The sequence below is a fragment of the Streptomyces sp. NPDC086989 genome (assembly GCF_044745505.1).
GTDB lineage: Bacteria > Actinomycetota > Actinomycetes > Streptomycetales > Streptomycetaceae > Streptomyces.
In genome coordinates, this window is the sequence record NZ_JBIVAL010000010.1 from 116,638 (window position 1) to 135,198 (window position 18,561).

The window sequence follows — 18,561 nt, forward strand, 5'->3', positions numbered from 1 at the left end:
CCCCACCCAGCTCCCCTGCACGGCGGCCGGAACTGCCTGTCCCACCCACGAAGGCGAAGTCCTACATGAGTGACCGCACCTTGACCGAGGCCCCGGCCCCGGCGTCCGCCCGCCACGTCGACGCCGGTGACGAGGGCTACAGCAAGGACCTCAAGTCCCGCCACATCAACATGATCGCGATCGGCGGGGCGATAGGCACCGGCCTGTTCCTCGGCGCCGGCGGCCGGCTCGCCAACGCCGGCCCGTCCCTCGCGATCGCCTACGCGGTGTGCGGCATCTTCGCCTTCTTCGTCGTCCGGGCCCTCGGCGAGCTCGTCCTCTACCGGCCCTCCTCCGGCGCGTTCGTCTCCTACGCGCGCGAGTTCATGGGGGAGAAGGGCGCCTACACGGCAGGCTGGCTGTACTTCCTGAACTGGTCCACGACCACCGTGGCCGACATCACCGCCGCCGCGACCTACGCGCACTTCTGGTCGATGTTCACCAGCGTCCCGCAGTGGGTCCTCGCCCTGATCGCCCTCGCCGTCGTCCTCACCGCGAACCTGATCTCGGTGAAGTACTTCGGCGAGATGGAGTTCTGGTTCTCCCTCGTCAAGGTCGCCGCCCTGGGCGTCTTCCTGCTCGTGGGCATCTACCTGGTCGTCACCAGCCACGACATCGGCGGCCACACCCCGGGCCTGTCCTCGATCACCGACAACGGGGGCATCTTCCCGTCCGGCATGCTCCCCATGCTCCTGCTGCTCCAGGGCGTGGTCTTCGCGTACGCCTCCGTCGAGCTGTGCGGCGTCGCCGCCGGTGAGACCGAGAACCCCGAGAAGATCATGCCGAAGGCGATCAACTCGATCATGTGGCGCGTCGGCCTGTTCTACGTCGGCTCGGTCATCCTGCTCGCGCTGCTGCTCCCGTACACCTCGTACTCCTCCGACCAGAGCCCCTTCGTCACCGTCTTCGACAAGCTGGGCATCCCCGGCGCCGCCGGCGTCATGAACCTGGTCGTCCTGACCGCGGCGCTCTCCAGCCTGAACTCCGGGCTCTACTCCACCGGCCGCATCCTGCGCTCGATGGCCATGTCCGGCTCCGCGCCGAAGTTCACCGCCCGCATGAACAAGGGCAAGGTCCCCTACGGCGGCGTCCTCTTCACCGCCGCCTTCGGCCTCGCCGGCGTCGGCCTGAACTACCTGATGCCGAAGGACGCCTTCGAGCTCGTCCTGAACTTCGCCTCGCTGGGCATCCTCGGCACCTGGGGCATGGTCATGATCTGCTCGCTGTTCTTCTGGCGCCGCGCGCAGGAGGGCACCCTGGAGCGGCCGTCGTACCGCCTGCCCTGGGCCCCGTACACGCAGATCATCACGCTGGCGTTCCTGCTCGCCGTGCTGGTGCTGATGTGGTGCGACGGCGGCGTCGGCCGCACCACCGTCCTGTGCGTCCCCGCCATCGGGGCCGCCCTCGTCGGCGGCTGGTTCCTGGTCCGCCGCCGCGTCGCGGAGATCGCCGCGGGCCGCTGACGGCCGCGGCCCGGCCGCGCAGGACGAGAAGGACCCCGCCCGAGGCGGGGTCCTTCCGTGTTGTCAGGGGCCGTCGGCCAGCGCCTTGAGCGCGGTCACGCTGTCGCCAGGACAGCCCGGCCCGGAAAGGGCCCCAAACGCCGAAAACCCCACCGAAGTGGGGTTCTCGCTCTGTGTCCGAGGGGGGACTTGAACCCCCACGCCCGATAAAGGGCACTAGCACCTCAAGCTAGCGCGTCTGCCATTCCGCCACCCGGACAAGGTGTCTGTCTCGCGTCCCTCGCGGGCCGTTCCGACGTGGAAAACATTACCAAACATTCCGGGGCCCCGATCACACCCCCCTGCGGCCGGGGATCGCCCTTGGGCAGAGCCGCCCGAAGCGGGAGGATGGGGAGGCAGTCGGTACCGACCAGTGGGAGGAAGCAGCGTGAGCGAGTCGAGCGCGGGCAGGACCGTCTCCGGCGAGGACGAGGTCGTCGACCTCTGCCGGGACCTCATCCGGATCGACACGAGCAACTACGGGGACCACTCCGGCCCCGGCGAGCGCAAGGCCGCCGAGTGGGTCGCGGAGAAGCTCGCCGAGGTCGGCCTGGAACCGCAGATCTTCGAATCCCACAAGGGGCGCGCCTCGACCGTCGCGCGCATCGAGGGCGAGGACCCCTCCCGTCCGGCGCTGCTGATCCACGGGCACACCGACGTCGTGCCGGCGAACGCCGCCGACTGGACGTACGACCCCTTCGCGGGCGAGATCGCCGACGGTTGCGTGTGGGGCCGCGGCGCCGTCGACATGAAGGACATGGACGCGATGACGCTTGCCGTCGTGCGCGACCGGCTGCGCAGCGGCCGCAAGCCCCCGCGGGACATCGTGCTGGCCTTCCTCGCCGACGAGGAGGCCGGCGGCGTGTACGGCGCGCGGCACCTCGTGGACAAGCACCCCGGACTCTTCGAGGGGGTCACCGAGGCGATCGGCGAGGTCGGCGGCTTCTCGTTCACCGTCAACGAGAACCTGCGGCTGTACCTGGTGGAGACCGCCCAGAAGGGCATGCACTGGATGCGGCTCACCGTGGAGGGCACCGCGGGCCACGGTTCGATGACGAACAACGACAACGCCATCACGGAGCTGTGCGAGGCCGTGGGCCGGCTCGGCCGCCACCAGTGGCCCGTCAGGGTCACCAAGACCGTCCGGTCGTTCCTGGACGAGCTCTCGGACGCGCTCGGGACCCCGCTCGACCCGGACGACATGGACGCGACCCTGGCCAAGCTCGGCGGCATCGCCAAGATGGTCGGCGCGACGCTGCGGAACTCGGCCGCCCCGACCATGCTCGGCGCCGGCTACAAGGTCAACGTCATCCCCGGCCAGGCCACCGCGCACGTCGACGGCCGCTTCCTGCCCGGCTACGAGGACGAGTTCTTCGCCGACCTCGACCGGATCCTCGGCCCGCGCGTGAAGCGGGAGGACGTGCACGGGGACAAGGCCCTGGAGACCGACTTCGACGGGAAGCTCGTCGACGCCATGCAGAACGCCCTCAAGGCCGAGGACCCGATCGCGCGCGCCGTCCCGTACATGCTCTCCGGCGGCACGGACGCCAAGTCCTTCGATGACCTCGGCATCCGCTGCTTCGGCTTCGCCCCCCTCCAGCTGCCGCCGGAGCTGGACTTCGCCGGGATGTTCCACGGAGTGGACGAGCGGGTGCCCGTGGACGGGCTGAAGTTCGGCGTGCGCGTCCTCGACCGATTCATTGACAACTGCTGAGAATCGGGAAGGTGTGCGCATTCCACTGAGAAGAGTGAATGCGCTCATACGCTCGTAGCCCTGGTGATCCCTCCTCGTTACAGGTGGTGCGGTCCGCGGCTGGGACCGCATTGCCAACTAGGAGGAACAATGCTCAAGAAGGTTGTCGCCGCTGCGGCTGCCACCGGTGGTCTGGTTCTCGCGGGTGCGGGTCTGGCTGTCGCCGACGCGGATGCCCAGGGTGCGGCCATCGGCTCCCCCGGTGTCCTGTCCGGCAACGTCGTCCAGGTGCCGGTCCACGTTCCCGTGAACGTCTGCGGTAACACGGTCAACATCATCGGCCTGCTGAACCCGGCCTTCGGCAACACCTGCGTCAACGCCTGACGCTTCTGAAGTCTTTGGGCCCCGGAGCGCATTCCAGCGCTCCGGGGCCGCCGGGCTTTGGAGCCCGGTGTTCGTACACAGCAGGGGGATGACACACATGCGCAAGACTCTGAGCATCATGGCGGCCGCGGGAGGTGTTCTCGCGCTGGGTGGGGGTTACGCACATGCGGACTCCGGCGCGTCGGGCCACGCCGTGAACTCTCCGGGCGTGCTGTCCGGGAACTCCGTCCAGGCGCCCGTGGACGCTCCGGTGAACGCCTGCGGCAACACCGTCTCGATCGTGGGACTGCTCAACCCGGCCTTCGGGAACGGCTGTTCCCAGCACTCGGCCACACCGGGCCACCCGGGCCAGCCCGGACACCCCGGCCAGCCGGGACACCCCGGCCAGCCGGGACAACCGGGACACCCGGGAGGGCCCGGACAGCCGGGTGGGCCCGACGAGCCGGACGAGCCGTGCGACGACGAGCCGACGCATCCCGGTCACCCGGGGCACCCCGGTCAGCCGGGACACCCCGGCACTCCCGGTCAGCCCGGCAACCCGAGCACGCCCGGCAATCCGGGTCACCCCGGCAACCCGGGAACTCCGGGCAACCCCGGTACTCCGGGCAACCCCGGAACACCTGGCCAGCCCGGCAACCCCGGCACTCCTGGCCAGCCCGGCAATCCCGGTACGCCCGGCAACCCCGGCAACCCGGGTACGCCCGGTACGGGCAACGGCACGCCGGTCACACACCCCGGTGAGGGGATCGGGCCCGCCCGGCAGGCAGGGCTGGCCGCCACCGGGGCCGGTGACGTCCTCGGTGTCGGCGCCCTCGCGGCGGGCACGCTGCTGGCCGGCGCCGTGCTCTACCGCCGCGCCCGCAGCGCGGCCTGACGGAAACCCGTCACGGCGCGGGCCCCGACCCCGGGGCCCGCGTCACCAGGTGGCGCGGACCTGACGGATGATTCTCCGGCGCAGCCGGACCCGCCGGCTGCCGTCCCGATGCAGGGAGAGCCGGTCGAGTTCCCAGTTCCCGTACTCGGCATGTTCGGTGAGCAGGCGGGTCGCCTCCTTGCGAGGCACACCGCGGGGCACGTACACGTCGACAAATTCGTATTCCGGCATCGAATCTATTGTGCGGGCACAGGCCCGCTACGGATAGCGTCTGCACTATGTCTGATGCCGCTCTGCCCAGTGTTGCCGAGGTACGCGCCGCCGCCGAGGCGGTCAAGGCCGCCCTCGACCGTCACCTCGCCGCGGTCGAGAGCAGGATCGGGGACGAGGATCCGGCCGTCTACGCCGCCTTCAACGAACTCGCCGCCGCCGCCGAGGAGTACGACGAGCTCCTCTACGACCGGTACGACGAGGTCACCCCGTTCGAGATCCCCACGCCCGAGGACGGAGTCCCGTACACCGGGCCCGCCGAGCCCACCGCGTTCAGCGTGCTCATCCGCCGTGACTACGCCGTCGTCGAACCGCCCAGGCTGATCGCCCAGGCCGAGCGGGTCGCCGCGCACGACCGGGAAGCCGAGCTCGTCCACGACGGCGGCACCGCCGGTGCGCTGGGCGTGCTCTTCGGGGAGTACGAGCCCGACGAGATCGCCTCGCGCTACAAGGAGTTCGGTCTGGAGGAGGGCGACTCCACGCTCTGGATCGCGGCCTCGGAGGAGGTCGCCGAGCCGGGGGAGTGGCTCGGCTCCCCCTTCGGGCACACCGACCCGCAGGACGTGCTGCACCGCTTCGACGTCAGCTCCGTCTTCGACGAGGAGGCCGACGACTTCGACGACGAGGAGGAGGCGGAGGGCACCGGCGGTGCCGGCGGTCAGGCGACCGCGCCGGGCCTGACCCCCGCCTGACCCGTCCGCTACGCACGCCACCGCGGCCCCCGCCCCGGAAGGAGCGGGGGCCGCGGTGCGCGCAGGTCACTCCGGCTGCTCCCGCGCGGCCGCCACGAGGGCCTGCAGCAGGCCGGTCAGCCGGGTCGTACGCGGCTTCGGCAGTACCTCCGCGACCGCGCGCGGCAGCGCCTGGTCGACGCCGTGCACCACCGACAGGTGGCGCTCCGCCCGGCCGAACGCCGTGTACACCCAGTCCCGGGAGAGGGCCTGCGCCGCGTCACCGGGCAGCACGACGACCACGGCGGGCCAGCGCGCACCGACGGCCTGGTGCGCGGTCACCGCCCAGCCGTGCCGCACCTGCGCCTCCACCTGCTCCTTCGGTACGACGACCGGCGCGCCGGCGGCGTCCAGGTGCAGGCCCCGCGCGTCTGCCGACACCACGCGGGCCGCCGTGGCCCGCCCGGGCGAGGGCACGTGGACGACGCGGTCGCCGGGGTCGAAGCCGCCGAACCGGCCGGGGCCGGGGTTCAGCCGCTCCTTGAGGGCCGCGTTCAGCGCCCGGGTGCCCGCCGAGCCCCCGTGGCCCGGGGTGATCACCTGGACCGCGTCCGCCGGGATCCCGAAGGCGCGCGGCACCGACTCGGCCACCAGCTGCACGGCGCGGTGGACGGCTTCCCCGGCGTCGCGCACCGGGACGATGACGACCTCCTTGCCGGGGGCGTCCACCTGGTTCAGCTCCCCGACGCCGATCCCGGAGACGAGTTCACCGATCGGGCCCGGGTCGGGGGTGCGGGAGACCACCTGCGGGCAGGAGCGAGCCGCCAGGACATCACCGAACACCCGCCCGGGGCCGGCGGACCCGAGTACGCCGGGGTCGCCGGAGAGCACCAGCCGGGCCCCGTCGGGGACGGACTCGACGAGCGCGGCGGCGGTCTCCACGTCCAGCTGCGGGGCATCGAGGACCACGAGCAGGTCCACCGCGAACTGTCCGTCCGCGTCCCGGCCGGGCCCCTCCGTCCCGGCGAGCAGCCCGGCGACGGTGACGGCTCCCGGCGTGGGCGCGTGCGCGGCCAGGCAGACGCGCAGGCCCAGGTCGCGGGCGGCCGCGAGCAGGGCCCGCGGTTCGGCGCGGGCGGCTTCACCGCCGGTGTGGGTGACCAGCCCGTGCCCCGAGGAGGCGCGGACCAGTTCGGCGCCCACGCCGGCTGCGGAGGCGGCCTTCTCCCAGTCCGCCGGGTCGGTGAAGGTGTTGGCGAGCCGGGCCAGGCCGTCCGCCAGGCTCTCCTCGGCCAGCGCGTACCCCTCCAGGCCGACGAGGACCCGTACGGGCTGCTCCTCGCCCTCGGCGACCGGCGGGCCGAGCGGTTCGTGGAACACCAGGACGGTGCCCTCGCCGATGGCCTGCTCCAGGGACTCGGCGGGGTCCGGGACGCCGTACTGGGCCAGGGCCGACTCCAGGGTGGGGGCCTCCAGGGCGGTGTGCCCCTTGAGCGCGGCCTGCTCCAGCAGCCAGCCCACGAGAGCGGCGGCGCGCCGCTCGTCGCCCGGGCCGGCCTCGGCGCCGAGCAGGGCCCGGGCGAAGCCGTCGGCCTGGGTCGGGCGGACACCGGCGACGGCGAGGAGCCGCCACGGGTCGTCGGCCAGCTGCTCCGCGGCGCCTTCGCCGAGGGCGGTGGCGGCCGGGCCGGCCAGTGCCTCGGGGGCGCCGCCGCGGGCGAGTACGGCCCGCACGTCCTCGACGCCGGCGGCGGAGGGGGCGGCGGGCACGGCGGGTGCGGGGCGCGCCCGGGCGGGCGCGGCGGGGGCGGGCGCCGGCTTGCGGGGTGCGGCCGGGGCCTCGTCGAAGTACGCGGGGGAGGGCTTCTCCCCGCTCTCCACGGCCCTTACGGCGGCCAGCAGGTCGGCGGCCCTGCCGCTGAGCTTCGCTCCGGCCTCGACGGGACCCTGGCGTTCGGCCTTGCGGCGGGCGATGCGCTCCCGCTCGATCTTCTGCGCGGCCAGCTCGGCCTCGGCCTCGCTGAGCACCGGCTGCGCGGCGCCGGCCTCCCCGGCCCCACCTTCGCCGGCATCGGGAGCTTCCGCAGCGGCGGCCTGTGGCTCCGCCGCCTCGCCCTCGTCCGGTTCCGCGGCCGCCGGGTCCCCGGGCACGCTCCCCTCCGGCCCCGCCGGTTCCGCGCCTGTGTCCGTGTCCGCGTCGGCCGCTGCGCGCCCGTCCTGCGGCTGCGCCGGGTCCGGGTCGGTGGCCGCCTGGGGGCCGGGGGTGGCCGGGTGGTCCGCGGAAGCGGGGTGGCGGTCCGTACTCACAGCGTGCTCCAGTCCTGATCGGGATAGCGATGCACCGGCGCCGAAACATCGTCCAGCGCACGGCAGATCTCCTCGGGAAGACTAAGGGCCTCCACCGACAAAGCCGCCGCGAGCTGCTCGGACGTCCGTGCGCCCACGATGGGTGCGACCACCCCCGGCCGGTCCCGGATCCAGGCCAGGGCCACCTGGAGCGGGGTCACCGCCAGGCCCTGGGCCGCGGTCGCCACCGCGTCCACGATGCGGCCGGCCGCATCGTCCAGGTACGGCTCGACGAAGCCGGCCATGGTCGGTGAGGCGCCCCGGGAGTCCGCCGGGGTGCCGTCCCGGTACTTGCCGGTGAGGACCCCGCGGCCCAGCGGGGAGGAGGGGAGCAGTCCCACGCCCAGGTCCCGCGCCGCCGGGAGGACCTCGCGCTCCACGCCCCGCTGGAGGAGGGAGTACTCCATCTGTGTCGACGCCAGCCGGGTCCGCACCCCCGGGGCGGCGAGCTGCCACGTCGCCGCCTTGGCGAGCTGCCAGCCGCTGAAGTTCGACACCCCCGCGTACCGCGCCCGGCCACTGCTCACCGCGAGGTCCAGCGCCTGGAGGGTCTCCTCCAGCGGGGTCCCGGCGTCGAACGCGTGGAGCTGCCAGAGGTCCACGTGATCGGTGCCCAGCCGGGCCAGCGAATCGTCGAGGGCGGACAGCAGGTGGCCGCGCGAGGCGTCGAACCGGCGGTCCGGATCGGGGACGGAGCCCGACTTGGTGGCGATCACCAGCTCCCGGCGCGGGACCAGCCCGCCCATCAGCTGCCCCAGCAGGTACTCCGCCTCGCCGCCCCCGTACACGTCGGCGGTGTCGACGAGCGTGCCGCCCGCCTCCCAGAACGTCTTCAACTGCTCGGCAGCGCCCGACTCGTCCGGCCCCTCCGCGGAACGGCCCCAGGTCAAGGTGCCGAGGCCGATTCGGGACACGCGCAGTCCCGTGCGGCCGAGATGCCTCTGCTCCATGAGCGCTGAGACTACTGGGGCACTGCCGCGGCGGGCCCGGGCGCGCTACAGTCCCCCGCAGACCTACGTTACTGATCGGTAAACCGGTAAGGGGACGACACATGCGGCTCGGCATCAATCTCGGCTACTGGGGCGCTGGCATGGACGCCGACAACCTCGCCGTGGCCCAGGAGGCGGACCGCCTGGGCTACGACGTCTGCTGGGCCGCGGAGGCCTACGGCTCCGACGCCCCGACCGTGCTCGCCTGGGTCGCCGCCCAGACCGAGCGCATCGACGTCGGCTCCGCGATCCTGCAGATCCCGGCCCGCCAGCCCGCGATGACCGCCATGACGGCCGCCACCCTCGACTCCCTGACCAAGGGCCGCTTCCGGCTCGGCCTCGGCGTCTCCGGACCGCAGGTCTCCGAGGGCTGGTACGGCGTCAAGTTCGACAAGCCGCTCGCCCGCACCCGCGAGTACGTGGAGATCGTCCGCAAGGCGATGAGCCGTGAGCGCCTCAGCTACGAGGGCGAGCACTGGACCCTCCCGCTGCCCGGCGGCCCCGGCAAGCCGATCAAGCTCACCGTGCACCCCGAGCGCGAGCACATCCCGCTCTACATCGCCGCCATCGGACCGAAGAACCTGGAGCAGACCGGCGAGATCGCCGACGGCGCCCTGCTGATCTTCCCGGCCGCCGAGCACCTGGAGGCCACCGCGCTCACCCACATCCGGGCCGGCCGCGAGAAGGCCGGGCTGACCATGGACGGCTTCGACGTCTGCCCGACCGTGCCGCTGGCCGTCGGTGACGACGTGAACGCCCTCGCCGACATGTTCCGCCCGTACACCGCCCTGTACGTCGGCGGCATGGGCAGCCGGAAGCAGAACTTCTACAACCAGCTCGCCCAGCGCATGGGCTACGAGAAGGAAGCCGCCGAGATCCAGGACAAGTACCTGGCGGGCGACAAGGCGGGCGCCGCCGAGGCGGTCCCGCACTCGCTCATCGACTCGACCACCCTGCTCGGGTCCGTCGAGCGGATCGCGGACGGCATGCGGGCCTACGCCGAGGCCGGGGTCACCACCCTCACGCTCGCCCCGGCCGGGTTCACCCTCGACGAGCGAATCACCGCGCTGCGGGCCGGCACCGAGGCGATGGAGCGCGCCGGCCTGGCGTAACGCGTCCCACGACGACCCCCCCCGCACCGAGCGGGTGCGGGGGGCGGCGTCCGGAAAGGCCCTGCGGCCGTGGTGGGGGCTCGGGGGTCTTCCCCGCCACGGCCGACACAGTCAACAACGCGCGCGGCACCCTCCGGGTTACGCCCCGGCTCCCACCCGCCGGGTCACGCCCCGGCTTCACCCCTCCACCCCTTCACGTCCTTCGTACGGCCGAGTCGCACGACGCCTCGGTTGCCGGGCCCCCGCATCGGCCGTTGACTCGATGCATGCTCTCTGCCCGCAGCCTGTTCCAGGAGATCGTCGACCACGACGACTCGTTCCAGCTGTTCTGCTCCATCGCCGCCAGCGGGGAGTCGCAGGGCGGCTGGGAGAACGCCCGGATCGCGGCCCTGGTGCCCGACGGCATGCGCGAGCTCGCGCCCAAGATCACCCGGCACGGGGCCGACGAGGACAAGCACGGCCGGATCTTCCAGGCCCTGCTGCGCAAGCGCGGCCTGCCCCCGGTGCCCGTGCCGCCCGAGACCGACTACACGATGCTGCTGGAGCGGTGCGGCATCGGTCTCGCACACGAGAAGCTGCGCCGCGACGAGCAGCTGACCGAGCGGGACATCGTCGTCTACCTCGCGCACAGCCGGGTCACCGAACAGCGCGCCGCCGACCAGATGGACATGCTCCTGCGCCGGTTCGGGGACCACCCCGAGGTCGGCAAGGCGATCCGCATGATCAGCCACGACGAGGACAACCACCTCGCCTACTGCCACGAGGAACTGCTCCGCCTGGTCCGCGGGGGACACGGCCGGATCATCCAGAGGGTGCTGCGCGACAGCGCCCTCGCCGAGATCCGCGTCTACCGGGACGTGAGCCTCGCCGTCATGGACCACATGGGCCGGCTGCTGCACTGGCCCGCGCCCAAGAGGGCCGCGCTCGCCGCCGGGATCCACGCCGTGTACGCGTACGAGCGCTTCGCCGGCTGGCACCGGATGATCAGCCTGCGCCTGCCGGAGCGGCGCAACGCGCTGGGCGGCGTACCGCTGACCTCGCCCGAGTACGCGTAGCGGCCGGGCAGACGCTGCCGCCCGCTACAGCCAGCCGCGGGACTTGAACAACCGGTGCAGGCCCAGACAGATGCCCCCCATCACCAGCAGCACCGCCGGATAGCCCCAGGCCTGCCGGAGCTCCGGCATGTGGTCGAAGTTCATCCCGTAGATCCCCGCCACCATCGTCGGCACGGCCGCAATCGCCGCCCAGGCCGAGATCTTGCGCATGTCGTCGTTCTGCCGGACGCCCATCTGCGCCAGGTGCGCGGAGAGCGCGTCCGACAGCAGCCGGTCCAGGCCCTCGATGTACTCGCTCGCCTTGATCAGGTGGTCCGCGACGTCGCGGAAGAACGGCTGCGCGTGCTCGTGCACGAAGGGCACGGTCCCGAACGCCAGCCGGTTCATCGGCTGCAGCAGCGGGTTCGTCGCCCGGCGGAACTCCAGCACCTGCCGCTTGAAGCCGTAGATCCGGGCGGCGGTGTTCTTGGTGTCGGTGGCGTTCGGCGCGAAGACCTCGGCCTCCACCTCCTCCAGGTCGACCTGGAGCTCGGCCGCGACCTCGATGTAGTGGTCGACCACCGCGTCGGACACCGCGTACAGCACCGCCGTGGGACCGTGCCGCAGCACCTCCGGCTCCTGCTCCAGCCGGTGGCGCACGGCGGCCAGCGCCGCCCCCTCGCCGTGCCGGACCGTGACCACGAAGGAGTCGCCGATGAAGAGCATCAGCTCGCCCGCGGTCACCGTGTCCGCGTCGTCGTCGTACTCCACGGGCTTGAGCACGACGAACAGCGAGTCGTCGTACACCTCCAGCTTGGGGCGCTGGTGCGCGGTCAGCGCGTCCTCGACCGCCAGCTTGTGCAGCCGGAACTCCCGGCTGACGTGCTCGAACTCCTCTTCCGTGGGCTCGTACATGCCGACCCACAGGAAGGCGTCACCGCTGGCCCGCGCCTCGTCGAGCGCGTCGGAGAGGTCCTCGGGCGCAGGAGAGCGGCGGCCGTCCCGGTACATGGCGCAGTCGACTATCACGCAGGGCATTGTCTCCCGCCCACCCCCGCCCCGCACGCGCCGACCACCGCCTAGGCTTGCGTCATGGCCACGCTGATCCTCGTACGACACGGGCGGTCCACCGCCAACACCGCAGGGCTGCTCGCCGGATGGACCCCGGGAGTGGCCCTCGACGAGCGCGGGACCGAGCAGGCGGCGGCGCTGCCCGCACGGCTCGCCGCGGTGCCGCTCGCCGCCGCCGTCAGCAGCCCGCTCCAGCGCTGCCGGGAGACCCTCGCGCCGCTGCTGGCCGCCCGCCCGGAGCTGGCGCTGCACACCGACGACCGGATCGGCGAATGCCACTACGGCGACTGGTCGAACCGCAAACTCTCCGAGCTCTCCGATGAACCCCTGATGAAGATCGTGCAGCAGCACCCCTCGGCCGCCGCGTTCCCCGGCGGCGAGTCCATGCGCGCCATGCAGGCGCGCGCGGTGGACGCCGTACGGGAGTGGAACGCTCGGATCGAGGAGGAGCACGGGAGCGACGCCGTGTTCCTCATGTGCTCGCACGGGGACATCATCAAGTCCCTTGTCGCGGACGCCCTGGGCATGCACCTGGACCTCTTCCAGCGCATCCACGTGGACCCCTGCTCGGTCACGGCCGTCCGCTACACGCCGACGCGGCCGTTCCTGCTCCGGCTCGGCGACACCGGGGACTTCGGTTCGCTCGCCCCCCGTCCGGCCCGCGCACCGGAGGCCGACGCGGCCGCGGCGGACACGGAAACCTTCGAAAGCGCGACCGAGGACGGGGGGAACGCGGTCGTGGGGGGCGGTGCGGGCGCGGCGTGATCGAACGGAGCAGTAGGGTGGACTGGCCCAAATAAACCACCGCCACAGAGCAGAAGAGCACCGCCGCACGCGTGCAGCCCTGCCCCCTGCCGCCGAGACTTGGAGACTGGACGTGCCCCGTCAGGTGTTCCTCTACGACCCGCCGGACCGCTTCGTGGCCGGCACGGTCGGCCTTCCGGGACGCCGTACGTTCTTCCTGCAGGCCTCATCCGGCCCCCGCGTCACCAGCGTCTCCCTGGAGAAGACCCAGGTCGCGGCGCTGGCCGAACGGATGGACGAGCTGCTGGACGAGGTCGTACGGCGCACCGGGGGCAACGCCCCCGTCCCGGCCATGGCCCCCGCCGAGGCCGCCGACACCGCGCCGCTCGACGTCCCGGTCGACGAGGAGTTCCGCGTCGGCACCATGGCTCTGGCCTGGGACGGCGAGGAACAGCGGATGATCGTCGAGGCGCAGGCCCTGGTGGAACTCGACGCCGACTCGGAGGAGGACCTCGCCGAGGCGGAGGAGCGGCTCCTCCAGGACGAGGAGAACGGCCCGCCGATGCTCCGGGTCCGCCTCACCGGCGCCCAGGCCCGGGCGTTCGCCAAGCGGGCCCTGGACGTCGTCAACGCGGGCCGGCCGCCCTGCCCGCTGTGCAGCCTCCCGCTGGACCCGGAGGGGCACGTGTGCCCGCGCCAGAACGGCTACCGGCGCCAGGCGTGAGCGCCATGGGGGAACACGAGGAGCTGCTCGCCAGGGGTGAGCTGACGGTCGTCGGAAGGATCCGCGAGGCGTCCAACGCCGTGCTGCTGTGCACGGTGACGTACGGGGGCGTGAGCGCCGACTGCGTGTACAAGCCGGTCAAGGGCGAGCGTCCGCTGTGGGACTTCCCCGACGGCAACCTGGCCCGGCGCGAGGTCGCCGCCTACCTGGTCTCCGAGGCCACGGGATGGGGCCTGGTCCCGCCGACCGTGCTGCGCGAGGGACCGTACGGCGAGGGCATGGTCCAGCTGTGGATCGCGTCAGGAGCCGCCGGGGACGGGGGCACGCCGGCCGACGGGACCGGGGCCGACGGTGCTGCGGACGACGGTGCTGCGGACGACGGCTCCGGCGACGAGAGCGGCCTGCTGGCCCTCGTCGAGGGCGAGGAGGCGGGGGAGGGCTGGAAACCGGTGGCCCTCGCCGACGTCGGGGAGGGCCGCACCGCGCTGCTCGTGCACGCCGACGACCCCCGGCTGCGCCGGCTCGCCGTCCTCGACGCCGTGATCAACAATGGCGACCGCAAGGGCGGCCATCTGCTGCCCGCACCCGACGGACGGCTCTACGGCATCGACCACGGAGTCACCTTCCACCGCGAGGACAAGCTGCGGACCCTGCTGTGGGGCTGGGCGGGCGAACCACTGACCGGCGAGGCCCGCGAGGTGCTCGGCTCCCTTGCCGCCCGGCTGGCCGAGGGCGAACCGCTCGCCACCCGGCTGGCCGAACTGATCACCCCGGCCGAGCTGGCCGCCGTACGGGCCCGGGTGGCCGATCTGCTGCGCACCGGAGTCCACCCGCAGCCGTCCGGGCAGTGGCCGGCGATCCCCTGGCCGCCGGTCTGAGCAGGCCCGGCCGCGCCGACTGCGGGACAGGCACACAATCAGCCGGACCGCAAGACCGCCGATCAAGCCAACAGTGCAGGTCCGGTTCGTTTTCGGAACACGCGTCCGGTTAGGCTCGACACATGCATGCCTGGCCCGCTTCTGAGGTCCCCGCCCTGCCCGGCAAGGGCCGCGACCTCCAGATCCACGACACCGCGACCCAGGGGACGATCACCCTCGCCCCCGGTCCCGTCGCCCGTATCTACGTCTGCGGCATCACCCCGTACGACGCGACCCACATCGGTCACGCGGCGACCTACAACGCGTTCGACCTCGTACAGCGCGTGTGGCTCGACACCAAGCGGCAGGTCCACTACGTCCAGAACGTGACGGACGTCGACGATCCGCTGCTGGAGCGGGCTCAGCGGGACGGACACGACTGGACCGAGCTCGCCGAGCGCGAGACGGCCCTCTTCCGCGAGGACATGACCGCACTGCGGATGCTGCCCCCGCAGCACTACATCGGCGCCGTCGAGGCCATACCGGGCATCGTGCCGCTGGTGGAGCGGCTGCGCGACGCCGGCGCCGCGTACGAGCTGGACGGCGACGTCTACTTCTCGGTGGAGTCCGACGCGAACTTCGGCAAGGTCTCCAACCTCGACGCCGAGGCGATGCGGCTGCTCTCCGCGGAGCGCGGCGGCGACCCGGAACGCCCGGGGAAGAAGAACCCCCTCGACCCGATGCTGTGGATGGCCGCCCGCCCGGGCGAGCCGAGCTGGGACGGCGGCTCGCTGGGCCGCGGCCGGCCCGGCTGGCACATCGAGTGCGTCGCCATCGCCCTGGACCACCTGGGCATGGGCTTCGACATCCAGGGCGGCGGCTCCGACCTGGCGTTCCCGCACCACGAGATGGGCGCCTCGCACGCGCAGGTCCTGACGGGCGAGTTCCCGATGGCCAAGGCGTACGTGCACGCGGGCATGGTCGCGCTGCACGGCGAGAAGATGTCGAAGTCGAAGGGCAACCTGGTCTTCGTCTCCGCGCTGCGGCGCGCCGGCGTGGACCCGGCGGCGATCCGGCTGGCCCTGCTGTCCCACCACTACCGGGCGGACTGGGAGTGGACGGACGAGGTCCTGGAGCAGGCGGTGGCCCGCCTGGAGCGCTGGCGCGCGGCCGTGTCCCGCCCCGACGGCCTGCCGGCGGACGCCCTCGTCGAGGAGGTCCGCGAGGCCCTGGCGAACGACCTGGACGCCCCGGCCGCGCTGGCGGCCGTGGACCGCTGGGTGGACGCGCAGAACGCCTCCGACGGGGACGACGAGTCGGCGCCGGGCCTGGTGTCCCGCACGGTCGACGCCCTGCTCGGAGTGGCCCTGTAACCCGCGACGACGGACCACGGACGCCGGCCCGGCCGCTGATGCGGCCGGGCCGGCGTTCCTGTTTCCGGGGCCGGGCGCGGCCCGGGTCGCTCGCGCCGCGGTGTCGCGCGGGCCGGCACGATCCGGAAGGCAGGCCTCAGGCCTCCGGTGGCTCCGGGGTGTCGTCGTCGCCCGGCTCGGTGTCGGCCCCCGGCTCCGGGTCCGGCTTGCGCTTCGGGGGCCGGGTCAGCCCGCTGGAGGTGTCCCGCAGGTACGACCCGTCACCCGGCTCCGCCCCGGCGGACGGATCCCGCCGCCGCAGGTACCGCTCGAACTCCCGCGCGATGGCGTCACCCGAGGCCTCCGGCAGATCGGCCGTGTCCCGCGCCTCCTCCAGCGTCTGGACGTACTCCGCCACCTCGCTGTCCTCCGCGGCCAGTTGGTCCACCCCGAGCTGCCACGCCCGTGCGTCCTCGGGGAGTTCGCCCAGCGGGATCCGGATGTCGATCAGATCCTCCAGCCGGTTCAGCAGGGCCAGCGTCGCCTTGGGGTTCGGCGGCTGGGAGACGTAGTGCGGGACGGCCGCCCACAGGGACACCGCCGGCACCCCGGCGTGGGTGCAGGCCTCCTGGAGGATGCCCACGATCCCCGTCGGGCCTTCGTACTTGGTCTCCTCCAGGTCCATCGTCCGCGCCAGGTCCGGGTCCGAGGTGACCCCGCTGACCGGCACCGGCCGCGTGTGCGGGGTGTCCCCGAGCAGCGCCCCCAGGATCACGACCATCTCCACGCCCAGTTCGTGCGCGAAGCCGAGGATCTCGTTGCAGAACGACCGCCACCGCATGGACGGTTCGATGCCCCGCACGAGCACGAGGTCCCGCGGCTTCGCGCCGCCGATCCGCACCACCGACAGTCTCGTCGTCGGCCACGTGATCTTCCGCACCCCGTTGTCCAGCCACACCGTCGGCCGGTTGACCTGGAAGTCGTAGTAGTCCTCGGCGTCCAGCGCCGCGAAGACCTCGCCCTTCCACTCCCGGTCCAGGTGCGCGACCGCGCCGGAGGCCGCGTCACCCGCGTCGTTCCAGCCCTCGAACGCGGCCACCATGACCGGGTCGATCAGCTCGGGCACGCCCTCAAGCTCGATCACCCAGGTCTCCTTCCGAAGTTCCTTGCGTACGAGGGTCAGCCTAAGCCTTGAGACGACACCCGCCACAGCCCACGACAGAGGGGCGGTTCCCCTCGGAACCGCCCCTCTTCCCCACCTGCGCAGGAGCTATGCCTTGCGGCTCAGCATCTCCTCGACCCGTGCGCGCACGGAGTCGTCGTCCAGGCCGCGGACCGTCACGGTGGTGCGTCGGCGCAGTACGTCGTCGACCGTCTCGGCCCACTCGTTGTCCCGGGCGTAGGCGACCTGCGCCCAGATCTCAGGGCCGTCCGGGTGGATCCGCTCGGCCAGCGCCGGGTCCTCGTTCGCGAGGCGCGCGATGTCGAAGGCCAGCGAGCCGTAGTGCGACGCCAGGTGGCGGGCCGTCAGCGGGTCCATGCGCGCACCGGGGTCGCGGTCCACCAGCAGGCGGTGCGCGACGGCGTTCGGGTTGGCGACACCGGGCAGCGGGACCCGGCGTACGAGCGACTTCACCGGCTCCATGTCGTCGGTGAGGGGGCTGCCGGGCAGCTTGGCCAGCTTGTCCATGACCACGCGGCCGATGTGGCGGTACGTGGTCCACTTGCCGCCGGCCACCGACAGCATGCCGCCGGCGCCCTCGGAGACGACCGTCTCACGCTTGGCCTTCTCGACGCCGCCGGGGCCGCCGGGCAGCACCCGCAGGCCGGCGAAGGCGTACGTCATCAGCGAGCGGTCCAGGTCGGCGTCCTTGATCGAGAAGGCCGCCTCGTCCAGGATCTGCTGGATGTCCTTCTCGGTGGCGCGCACGTCCGCCGGGTCGCCCTCGTACACCTCGTCCGTGGTGCCGAGCAGCAGCTGGTCCTCCCACGGAAGGGCGAACGTGATGCGGTACTTGTCGATCGGGGTGGCCATGGCGGCCTTCCACGGCGACTTGCGCTTCATGACGATGTGCGCGCCCTTGGAGAGGCGGATCGACGGCATCGAGTGCTTGTCTTCCATGCGCCGCAGGTGGTCCACCCACGGGCCGGTGGCGTTGAGCACGACGCGCGCGTCGACGCCGAACTCGGTGCCGTCGAGGCGGTCCTTGAGCTCGGCGCCCGAGACCCGGCCGCGCGTCATGCGCAGGCCGGTGACCTCGGCGTGGTTGAGGACGACGGCACCCGACTCGACGGCCGCGCGGACCGTCATCACGGCGACGCGGGAGTCGTTCATCTGGTGGTCGTAGTAGACCGCGACGGCCTTCAGGTTGTCCGTCTTCAGGCCGGGGTTGTCGGCGGCGGCACGGGCGGGGGATATGACCTTGCCCATGCCGTCGCCGAAGGCCGAGAGGGCGGAGTAGGCGAAGACGCCCGCGCCCAGCTTGGCCGCACCCACCGGACCGCCCTTGTAGACCGGCAGGTAGAACGTGAGCGGGTTGACCAGGTGCGGGGCCACGTCCTTGGCCAGGACCCGCCGCTCGTGGTGGTTCTCGGCCACCAGCTTGACCGCGCCGGTCTGCAGGTAGCGCAGACCGCCGTGGACGAGCTTGGAGGAGGCGGAGGAGGTGGCGCCGGCGAAGTCGCCGGCGTCCACCATGGCAACCCGCAGACCCGACTGCGCGGCGTGCCAGGCCACCGAGGTGCCCAGGATTCCACCGCCGATGACCAGCAGGTCGTACGTGGCCTTCGCCAGCTGCTCGCGGGTCTCGGCGCGGCCCGGGTTCGAGCCGGCGGTCGGGTGCGTGCCCAGCGCGGGGACGCTCTGCAGGGTGCTCATATCTCTTAGCTCCTCGTCGAT

At 72.6% G+C, this 18,561-nt stretch carries 17 protein-coding genes and 1 tRNA gene; 11 read left to right on the plus strand and 7 right to left on the minus strand.

The window, feature by feature from the left end; genetic code table 11:
• Positions 1-65 precede the first annotated feature (65 nt).
• Positions 66-1,502, plus strand: a complete 1,437-nt coding sequence (locus ACIPK4_RS24605; protein ID WP_054223225.1) for an amino acid permease — start codon at positions 66-68, stop codon at positions 1,500-1,502.
• A gap of 174 nt (positions 1,503-1,676) precedes the next feature.
• Here the strand turns inward: ACIPK4_RS24605 and ACIPK4_RS24610 are convergent.
• Positions 1,677-1,761, minus strand: a tRNA-Leu gene (locus ACIPK4_RS24610).
• A 168-nt stretch (positions 1,762-1,929) separates the two neighbouring features.
• Here ACIPK4_RS24610 and ACIPK4_RS24615 point away from each other — a divergent pair.
• The 3 genes from ACIPK4_RS24615 to ACIPK4_RS24625 all read left to right on the plus strand — a co-directional run bounded on the left by ACIPK4_RS24615 (position 1,930) and on the right by ACIPK4_RS24625 (position 4,492).
• Positions 1,930-3,255 (plus strand): M20/M25/M40 family metallo-hydrolase, encoded by a 1,326-nt coding sequence (locus ACIPK4_RS24615; RefSeq protein ID WP_054223755.1) that lies wholly within the window; start codon positions 1,930-1,932, stop codon positions 3,253-3,255.
• A gap of 129 nt (positions 3,256-3,384) precedes the next feature.
• The gene (gene chpH, locus ACIPK4_RS24620) at positions 3,385-3,618 is read left to right on the plus strand and encodes a chaplin ChpH (RefSeq protein ID WP_402315962.1); all 234 of its coding nucleotides are present in this window, start codon (positions 3,385-3,387) and stop codon (positions 3,616-3,618) included.
• 97 nt (positions 3,619-3,715) lie between these two features.
• Positions 3,716-4,492 (plus strand): chaplin family protein, encoded by a 777-nt coding sequence (locus tag ACIPK4_RS24625; RefSeq protein ID WP_402315964.1) that lies wholly within the window; start codon positions 3,716-3,718, stop codon positions 4,490-4,492.
• Between the two features lie 42 nt (positions 4,493-4,534).
• Here ACIPK4_RS24625 and ACIPK4_RS24630 read toward each other — a convergent pair whose 3' ends face one another.
• On the minus strand, positions 4,535-4,723 hold the full coding sequence (locus tag ACIPK4_RS24630; protein ID WP_054223753.1) for a DUF5703 family protein: 189 nt from the start codon (positions 4,721-4,723) through the stop codon (positions 4,535-4,537).
• Between the two features lie 47 nt (positions 4,724-4,770).
• Between ACIPK4_RS24630 and ACIPK4_RS24635 the strand changes: the two genes are divergently transcribed.
• Positions 4,771-5,454 carry a hypothetical protein gene (locus tag ACIPK4_RS24635; protein ID WP_054223752.1) on the plus strand — a complete coding sequence of 228 codons (684 nt, stop codon included), beginning with the start codon at positions 4,771-4,773 and terminating at the stop codon, positions 5,452-5,454.
• 66 nt (positions 5,455-5,520) lie between these two features.
• Here the strand turns inward: ACIPK4_RS24635 and ACIPK4_RS24640 are convergent, their stop codons facing one another.
• Together ACIPK4_RS24640 and ACIPK4_RS24645 are read right to left on the minus strand one after the other, a co-directional pair.
• A complete protein-coding gene (locus tag ACIPK4_RS24640; RefSeq protein ID WP_402315967.1) occupies positions 5,521-7,740 on the minus strand; it encodes a helix-hairpin-helix domain-containing protein in 2,220 nt (739 codons plus the stop codon).
• Complete coding sequence (locus ACIPK4_RS24645) at positions 7,737-8,729, minus strand: aldo/keto reductase (protein WP_402315968.1); 993 nt, start codon at positions 8,727-8,729, stop codon at positions 7,737-7,739. The genes ACIPK4_RS24640 and ACIPK4_RS24645 overlap by 4 nt, the downstream gene beginning before the upstream one ends.
• A gap of 101 nt (positions 8,730-8,830) precedes the next feature.
• Here ACIPK4_RS24645 and ACIPK4_RS24650 point away from each other — a divergent pair, with 101 nt between their 5' ends.
• Positions 8,831-9,880: an LLM class F420-dependent oxidoreductase gene (locus ACIPK4_RS24650; RefSeq protein ID WP_054226054.1), complete on the plus strand. Its 1,050-nt coding sequence runs from the start codon at positions 8,831-8,833 to the stop codon at positions 9,878-9,880.
• 266 nt (positions 9,881-10,146) lie between these two features.
• Positions 10,147-10,935 (plus strand): ferritin-like domain-containing protein, encoded by a 789-nt coding sequence (locus ACIPK4_RS24655; protein WP_402315969.1) that lies wholly within the window; start codon positions 10,147-10,149, stop codon positions 10,933-10,935.
• 24 nt (positions 10,936-10,959) lie between these two features.
• Here the strand turns inward: ACIPK4_RS24655 and corA are convergent, their stop codons facing one another.
• Positions 10,960-11,952: a magnesium/cobalt transporter CorA gene (gene corA, locus ACIPK4_RS24660; RefSeq protein ID WP_402315971.1), complete on the minus strand. Its 993-nt coding sequence runs from the start codon at positions 11,950-11,952 to the stop codon at positions 10,960-10,962.
• 54 nt (positions 11,953-12,006) lie between these two features.
• Between corA and ACIPK4_RS24665 the strand changes: the two genes are divergently transcribed.
• The 4 genes from ACIPK4_RS24665 to mshC all read left to right on the plus strand — a co-directional run bounded on the left by ACIPK4_RS24665 (position 12,007) and on the right by mshC (position 15,683).
• Positions 12,007-12,750, plus strand: coding sequence for a histidine phosphatase family protein (locus tag ACIPK4_RS24665; RefSeq protein ID WP_402315973.1), 744 nt, complete (start codon positions 12,007-12,009; stop codon positions 12,748-12,750).
• Between the two features lie 112 nt (positions 12,751-12,862).
• Positions 12,863-13,453: a DUF3090 domain-containing protein gene (locus tag ACIPK4_RS24670; protein ID WP_048476940.1), complete on the plus strand. Its 591-nt coding sequence runs from the start codon at positions 12,863-12,865 to the stop codon at positions 13,451-13,453.
• Positions 13,417-14,331 carry an SCO1664 family protein gene (locus ACIPK4_RS24675; protein WP_402315975.1) on the plus strand — a complete coding sequence of 305 codons (915 nt, stop codon included), beginning with the start codon at positions 13,417-13,419 and terminating at the stop codon, positions 14,329-14,331. Before ACIPK4_RS24670 ends, ACIPK4_RS24675 begins: the two co-directional genes overlap by 37 nt.
• 122 nt (positions 14,332-14,453) lie before the next feature.
• Complete coding sequence (gene mshC / locus ACIPK4_RS24680) at positions 14,454-15,683, plus strand: cysteine--1-D-myo-inosityl 2-amino-2-deoxy-alpha-D-glucopyranoside ligase (protein ID WP_054226059.1); 1,230 nt, start codon at positions 14,454-14,456, stop codon at positions 15,681-15,683.
• A 136-nt stretch (positions 15,684-15,819) separates the two neighbouring features.
• On the opposite strand, the gene ACIPK4_RS24685 is transcribed toward mshC, so the two are convergent.
• Both ACIPK4_RS24685 and ACIPK4_RS24690 read right to left on the minus strand, forming a co-directional pair.
• On the minus strand, positions 15,820-16,806 hold the full coding sequence (locus ACIPK4_RS24685; protein WP_402315977.1) for a PAC2 family protein: 987 nt from the start codon (positions 16,804-16,806) through the stop codon (positions 15,820-15,822).
• A 126-nt stretch (positions 16,807-16,932) separates the two neighbouring features.
• The gene (locus ACIPK4_RS24690) at positions 16,933-18,540 is read right to left on the minus strand and encodes a glycerol-3-phosphate dehydrogenase/oxidase (protein WP_054226061.1); all 1,608 of its coding nucleotides are present in this window, start codon (positions 18,538-18,540) and stop codon (positions 16,933-16,935) included.
• Positions 18,541-18,561 lie beyond the last annotated feature (21 nt).